The organism is Microvirga sp. P4_G7 (assembly GCF_056401005.1).
This window is the reverse complement of record NZ_JBFUKD010000166.1, coordinates 1-6,580: the sequence shown is the minus strand read 5'-3', so window position 1 is coordinate 6,580 and position 6,580 is coordinate 1. Positions and strand designations below refer to the sequence as shown.

The 6,580-nt window shown below is 62.8% G+C and carries 6 protein-coding genes and 1 pseudogene; 1 reads left to right on the top strand and 6 read right to left on the bottom strand.

The annotated features are described in order from the left end of the window. The 5 genes and pseudogenes from AC1DT3_RS09630 to AC1DT3_RS09610 form a co-directional block, all read right to left on the bottom strand. Window positions 1-213, bottom strand: a pseudogene (locus AC1DT3_RS09630) (L,D-transpeptidase); the annotation flags it as partial. Between the two features lie 95 nt (window positions 214-308). Continuing rightward, window positions 309-2,564, bottom strand: a complete 2,256-nt coding sequence (glyS, locus tag AC1DT3_RS09625) for a glycine--tRNA ligase subunit beta (protein ID WP_477465033.1) — start codon at window positions 2,562-2,564, stop codon at window positions 309-311. Between the two features lie 13 nt (window positions 2,565-2,577). Beyond that, on the bottom strand, window positions 2,578-2,886 hold the full coding sequence (locus AC1DT3_RS09620; RefSeq protein ID WP_477465032.1) for an endonuclease domain-containing protein: 309 nt from the start codon (window positions 2,884-2,886) through the stop codon (window positions 2,578-2,580). An 80-nt stretch (window positions 2,887-2,966) separates the two neighbouring features. Continuing rightward, on the bottom strand, window positions 2,967-3,908 hold the full coding sequence (locus AC1DT3_RS09615; protein ID WP_477465031.1) for a glycine--tRNA ligase subunit alpha: 942 nt from the start codon (window positions 3,906-3,908) through the stop codon (window positions 2,967-2,969). Between the two features lie 121 nt (window positions 3,909-4,029). Then, a complete protein-coding gene (locus tag AC1DT3_RS09610) occupies window positions 4,030-4,914 on the bottom strand; it encodes a S49 family peptidase (protein ID WP_477465030.1) in 885 nt (294 codons plus the stop codon). A 514-nt stretch (window positions 4,915-5,428) separates the two neighbouring features. Between AC1DT3_RS09610 and AC1DT3_RS09605 the strand changes: the two genes are divergently transcribed. Next, window positions 5,429-5,710 (top strand): hypothetical protein, encoded by a 282-nt coding sequence (locus AC1DT3_RS09605; RefSeq protein ID WP_477465029.1) that lies wholly within the window; start codon window positions 5,429-5,431, stop codon window positions 5,708-5,710. A gap of 48 nt (window positions 5,711-5,758) precedes the next feature. On the opposite strand, the gene AC1DT3_RS09600 is transcribed toward AC1DT3_RS09605, so the two are convergent. Next, window positions 5,759-6,499 (bottom strand): tRNA1(Val) (adenine(37)-N6)-methyltransferase, encoded by a 741-nt coding sequence (locus AC1DT3_RS09600; RefSeq protein ID WP_477465028.1) that lies wholly within the window; start codon window positions 6,497-6,499, stop codon window positions 5,759-5,761. Window positions 6,500-6,580 lie beyond the last annotated feature (81 nt).

The following is a 6,580-nucleotide window of genomic DNA, read 5'->3' as shown; positions in this document are numbered from 1 at the left end:
CTTGTATTCGACAGCCTGTCGCGCGAATTTCGCATCCATCTTGTTGCGATCGACCAACGGCACATCGTGCGGCTTGTCCGGAATCGAACCGATATACCAACCAGCATAGGGATCGTCAGCCTGCGCCACATTCATCTGCGGCGGATTGTGAACGGATTGGCAGGCGGCGAGCGGCGCACCCAGGAGGGCGGCCAGAAGAAGGCGTCGGATCATTGTTTTCGACCGAAAGTAACGGAGTTGCCGCCTGCCTAACGCGAAGCAGGCGGGATGGCTGTTACCTCAGCGCAACAGAAAGCGGGAATGTGCCGCTAAGCTTCGATTCGTGAGAAGTCCGCTACGGCACGTGTCGCCGCGCGAAGGGCGTTGAGAAGCTTCAACCGGTTCTCGCGGACAGCCGCATTGTCCACATTGACGGTCACTTTGTCGAAAAAGGCGTCGACGGCCGGGCGAATCGTCGCCAAAGCCTTCATGGCGCCCTCGAAATCCTCGCGCATCACGTGTTCGCGAGCATTCTGGGTCGCTCCCTGCAAGACCGTGAAGAGAATCTTCTCCTCATTCTCCCCTTGGCTCTCGATCACGGCCGCATCAGGTGCACCATCATACGACCGAGCATCTTTCTTCTCCTCGATTCGCAGAATGTTGGCTGCGCGCCGGTAACCAGCGAGAAGATTCTTGCCGTCCTCCGTTTCGAGAAAACGCCCGAGGGCCTCGACGCGCCGCACGACCATCAGAAGGTCGTCCTGACCTTCCAGCGAGAACACGGCGTCGATGAGATCGTGCCGCGCTCCCTGATCGCGCAGATAAACCTTGAGGCGATCCGCAAAGAACGACAGGAGGTCGAGCGCGCGCACATACATGGCGCGCGCAAGCTTCTCCGCATCAGCCATCTGCCGCTCGCGGAAGATGGTCTCGAGCTCGGATACGCTCGCGTGCTTGACCAGTGACGCGAAAGCACTGTCGGCGATGGCTTCGACGAGTTTCTTCGCCTTGAGGAACTCTTCGAAAAGCGCATCCTTCGCATCACGCGCGAACGGCTTCGCGAGAAGCGCGATCAAAGGGAGCTTCAGGTTGTTGTCGAGCACCAGCCGAATGACCCCGAGCGCCGCACGCCGCAATGCGTACGGATCCTTCGAGCCCGTGGGCTTCTCGTCGATGGCCCAAAATCCGACGAGCGTATCGAGCTTATCGGCGAGTGCGACTGCGACAGAGACGGGATCGGTCGGAACGCGGTCGGAGGGGCCGAGCGGTTTGTAATGGTCTTCGAGAGCGGCCGCGACGGAAGGGTGTTCACCCTGGATCGCCGCGTAGTAACGGCCCATGAGTCCCTGCAACTCGGGAAATTCGCCGACCATTTCGGTCACGAGATCGCCCTTCGCGAGACGCGCTGCGCGCTCGGCCAGTTGCGGATCGGCTCCGACGATGGGCGCAAGCTCTCGCGCCAACGCAACGATGCGCTCGACTCGCTCGTATTGCGTTCCGAGCTTTTCGTGGAACACGATCGACTTCAGTTTCTCGAGCCGGTCTTCCAGCTTCGTCTTCTGATCGGTCTCCCAGAAGAACTTCGCGTCGGACAGGCGCGCGCGAACGACGCGCTCATTGCCCCCCACGATCGTCTTKCCGCCGTCCTTGGCGACGAGGTTCGACGTCAGAATGAATTTGTCGGCGAGCTTGCCGGTTCGCGCATCGTTCAAGACGAAGCATTTCTGGTTGGCGCGAATTGTCGTGCGGATGACCTCGGGAGGAATTTCGAGAAAAGCCTTGTCGAAAGCGCCCATCAGAACGACCGGCCACTCCACGAGACCCGCCACCTCTTCGAGCAGGCCTTCGTCTTCGACGAGGTCCAATCCCTGCGCGAACGCGAGATCCTTGGCATCGTGCAGGATGATGTCCTTACGGCGATCTGCATCGAGCACAACTTTCGCGCGCTCCAACGAAGTGACGTAGTCGTCGAAGCGCTTCACGCGAATGGCGCCCGGCGCCATGAAGCGATGGCCGTATGTCACATCGCTCGCCACCAAGCCGTCGACCGCGAACGGTACGATCTCGGGCTCTTCGGTCTCCGGACCGAACGTGCAGACGATGGATTGCAGCGGTCGCACCCAACGGAGCGCTCCGGCTTCCGCCGAGGCGGCCCCTGAGCGCATCGATTTCGGCCACGGAAACGTCTTGATGATCTGCGGCAAGATCTCCGCCAGAACGTCCTGCGTCGCGCGCCCGGGACGCTCGATGATCGCGACGTAGAACTCGCCCTTCTTCGGATCGCTCTCGATCTTCGCTTCGTCGATACTCGCGAGCCCGGCGCTCTTCAGGAAGCCTTGCAAAGCAGCTTCCGGCGAGCCCACTCGCGGCCCCTTGCGCTCCTCGCGCACATCCTGACCCTTGACCGGCAGTCCGACGATGTTGAGCGCGAGCCGTCGTGGCGTCGCAAAGGCCTGCGCGCCCTCATAGAGAAAGCCGCGCTCGACGAGAGCATCCGTCACAAGCTTGCGAAGATCCTCCGCCGCCCGGCGTTGCATGCGGGCAGGGATTTCTTCAGAAAAGAGTTCGAGAAGAAGGTCGGGCATGGTTACTCGCCGCTCACTCCCTCCCCCTTGTGGGGAGGGGTTGGGGGTGGGGGTGTCGGCGCCGGCGCCGTTCGAAGGTGCGATGTAAAGAGCCGAATAGATCGTATCGAGGACGACGTCGATCCCGTGCAATCTCGACGATCAAGTTGGCACTGTGGCAAGCGAAATCGACCACAAACGGACCGATCGCGGCCTGCTTGCGAAAATGGGCTCCTTCGACAGGAATTCTATCGAGATGCCACCAGAGACGTTTTTCCGCCGCCGTCATTCGCCGGCGCAATGCCCGGGCGCGGATGGTTCCTGGTTTCCTGGTGCCGGGCATGGGCTTTCGACTCGAATTTACGCAGCGCCTGCACCCCCACCCTAACCCTCCCCACAAGGGGGAGGGAACGAGGCTGCGGTTCATGAGGCTACGCCTCCCCCCTCGGTCTTCAACCACGCGGCGCCGCAGGCCTTGGCCAGTTCGCGAACGCGCAGGATGTAGCTCTGGCGTTCGGTCACCGAGATGACGCCGCGGGCATCGAGCAAATTGAAGACGTGGCTCGCCTTGATGCATTGGTCGTAGGCGGGAAGCGCCATGCGATGGCGCTGATCGTTCGCGCCGGGAACCGGCTCGCCGTCTTCGAGATATTTCCGGCAGGCGGCTTCAGCGTCGCGAAAGTGACGGAACAGCATTTCCGTATCGGCATATTCGAAATTGTGCCGCGAGAATTCCTGCTCGGCCTGGAGAAAGACGTCGCCGTAGGTAACCTTGCGATCTCCGTCGAGGCCGTTGAAATTCAGATCGTAGATCGACTCGACGCCCTGCAAGTACATGGCAAGGCGTTCGAGACCGTAGGTCAGTTCGCCCGCGACGGGCGAGCACTCGAAGCCCGCCACCTGTTGGAAGTAGGTGAACTGGGAGACTTCCATCCCGTCGCACCAGCATTCCCAGCCGAGGCCCCAGGCGCCGAGGGTCGGGCTTTCCCAATCGTCCTCGACGAAACGGATGTCGTGAAGCGCCGTATCGATGCCGATGGCTTCCAGCGATTTGACGTAGAGCTGCTGGATGTCGGGCGGGTTCGGCTTCAGGATGACCTGGAACTGATAATAGTGCTGCAGGCGGTTGGGGTTCTCCCCATAGCGCCCATCCTTGGGCCGCCGGGACGGCTGGACATAGGCGGCGCGCCAGGGCTTGGGCCCCAAGGCCCGCAGAGTCGTCGCCGGGTGAAACGTGCCGGCGCCCATCTCCATGTCGTAGGGCTGCAKGATAACGCAACCCTGCTCGGCCCAATAGCGCTGGAGGGTGAGAATCAGTCCCTGAAAGGATCGCGCGGGATTCATGTGCKCGGCTTCGCTCGTCATGTGGCGTCCGATGATTGCAGATTTCAACCGAACCCTTGGGATGGCAGGCGCTTCAAGTCAAGGACCCGGCACCGACAGCGCGATCGGCTCAGGGAGCCGTTTCACTTCGGCAGGTCATGCCTTAGAGGCCGAGCCGGGCCCAGGCCGCGCGCTCCTCGATGACGCCGAGAGCCTCGGCCGGATCGAAGAGACTTGCACCGCTGCCGGGCACCGCCCGGCCCAGCACCCGCCCGAGAAGAGGTTGGCGGGCCGGCTCGATCAGTTTCATCTGGACTTTGTCGCCGAAACGCTGCTGCAAGAACGACCGGACATCTCCGAACCCGTCGATGAGACCGAGACTCAAGGCTTCGTCCCCGACCCAAAAGGCGCCGGAGAAGAGATCCTCCCGCTCCCGCGCCAGCTTCTCGCCCCGGCGGGCGCGGACAAGGCCGGAGAACACCGCATGGACGCGGTTCTGCAGGTCCTTCAATCGCGCCACGTCCTCCGGATCCTCGGGTTGGAAAGGATCCAGCATCGCCTTGTTGACGCCGGCGGTGTGGACGCGACGCTCGATGTCGTAACGGGCGATGAACTTGTCGAAACCGAAACTCGCCGCAACGACGCCGATGGATCCGACGATCGACGACGGGTCCGCGATGATCTCATCCGCCGCGCACGCGATCATGTAACCTCCCGACGCCGCCGCATCCTCGACGAAAGCGAAGACCGGGAGCTTCTTCTCTTCCGCCAGCGCCCGGATGCGCTTGAAGATGAGATGAGATTGGGCCGCCGAACCGCCGGGCGAATTGACGATCAGCGAGACCGCTTTCGCACCTGGCACCGCGAACGCACGATCGAGCAACGGAGCCACGCTCGATATCGAAAGCCCGGTTCTCAGCGGCATTGCCACGCCGATCGCGCCCGACAGCCGCACGACCGGGACGATCGGGTGGGTCGATCGAAACCGGCTCGGCAGAAATCGTTGAACGGAAACAGGAAGCGATTGAATGAGGGACGTTTGGGTCATGTTTCACGATGTAGCGCGGAAAACCGCCGAGCCCAAGATGAACGTCAAGATGAACGTATCGTTAGGGAACAAGTCGGAATCCGTTCAGTTAAGCTCCCCTATGCTGTTTCCCAAGGGCAGGTTCACGAGGTCTGTTGCGGGACCCATGGTTTTTTGACGAGGAAATCGATCATGCGTTTTCTGAAAGTAGCTTTTATCGCGGGCGCCTTTGCCGTCGGGGCTCTCGGAGTCACGGCCGCGTCGGCCGCTCCGTCGCCTTCGGCAGCGATGCCGCATCTCCAGCACGGCCCCGATACCGTCCAGAAAGCCTGGCACACCGGTCGACCCCACCACGTTCGACCGCGCTATCGTCACCGTCCGCCACGCACCGTTTGCCGGACCCAATGGCGCACGGTCCGCACTCATCGTGGAACGTTCATTCGCAAACCCGTGCAAGTTTGCCGCCGCCGCTGGTGATCGCCTGGCTGCGACAACTCAACAAATGAAGCGCGAAGCCTTCGGAAAGGATCGAACGATGCGCAAGTTTCTTCTCGGTCTCGCCACTGCGGCGACTTTGGGCGTCGGCGCCCTCGCCGCCGCGCAGCCGGTGGAGGCTCAACCGTATTATCCCGGCTATTATCGGCCCTACCACCGCCCGTACTACGGCCCGCCGCGGTATCGTCCGGCAATGGGCCCCGGCTATTATCCACGCCGCGGCTATGGCTATTACCGCCCCGGTCCGCGTTGCTGGACCCGGATGGATCGCTACTGGAACGGTTTCGTGTGGGTGCAGCGGCCGATTCGGGTCTGTCGCTGATACGTGCCAACCGTCTCTYGGAAACGGGCGCCCTCGGGGCGCCCGTTTCTATGTCAACACCGCATCGCCCCGATGGATGGCTTCGGTCTCGAGCGTAAAGTGGCCGTCCGGACCGTTCAAAATCAGCGGCGGCGCCACGGAAAGAGGCGAGCGACTTCCTTTCGTCGCGGCGAGCAGCACGCGGATGGCCGGCTGGCTCGCGCTCGGATGGACGAAGCGCAAGGTGACGGCCCCAACACCTCTCCCCAGAGCCGCCAGGCAATCGGCAATCCGGTCGGCGCGATGGATAATCACCAAGCGCCCTTTCGGTTTGAGCAAGGCGACGCATGCTTTCATCCAGGCGTCGAGACCGCCTTCGGGCAGCGCATGCGCCGCGGCTCTGGCACTGTCGGGCGAGATCCGCGCCGATCCTTCCTCAAGAAAGGGTGGGTTGCTCAGGACGAGATCCGCCCCTTCGCGTTCGAGCCCGGCGTCGGGCCATGCGGACCGATGAAGAAGATCGAGCACGGCGACGCGCCCCTGCACGTGGTTGCGATCGCAATTGCGCCGGCAGAGTTCCGCCAGCGCAGGGTCGCGCTCGATGAAGGTCAGATGAGCGCCTGGCTCCCGGGCCGCCACCATGAGGCCGACCGCCCCGGTCGACGCTCCGACGTCCATGACCACGTCGCCGGCGCGGACGGGCGCGGCTGCGGCCAGAACGACGGCGTCCGTCCCGGCGCGGTGGCCYTTTGCCGGCTGCCAGAGACCGACGCGCCCACCCAGGAGCGAATCGTCCGTGATGTCACTCATGACGCAACTCGGCTTCGAGCCCTGCCTCGGTAATGAGCCGCCGTGCCTGAGGCGCCCAATCGTCGGGCACCAGGATTCGAC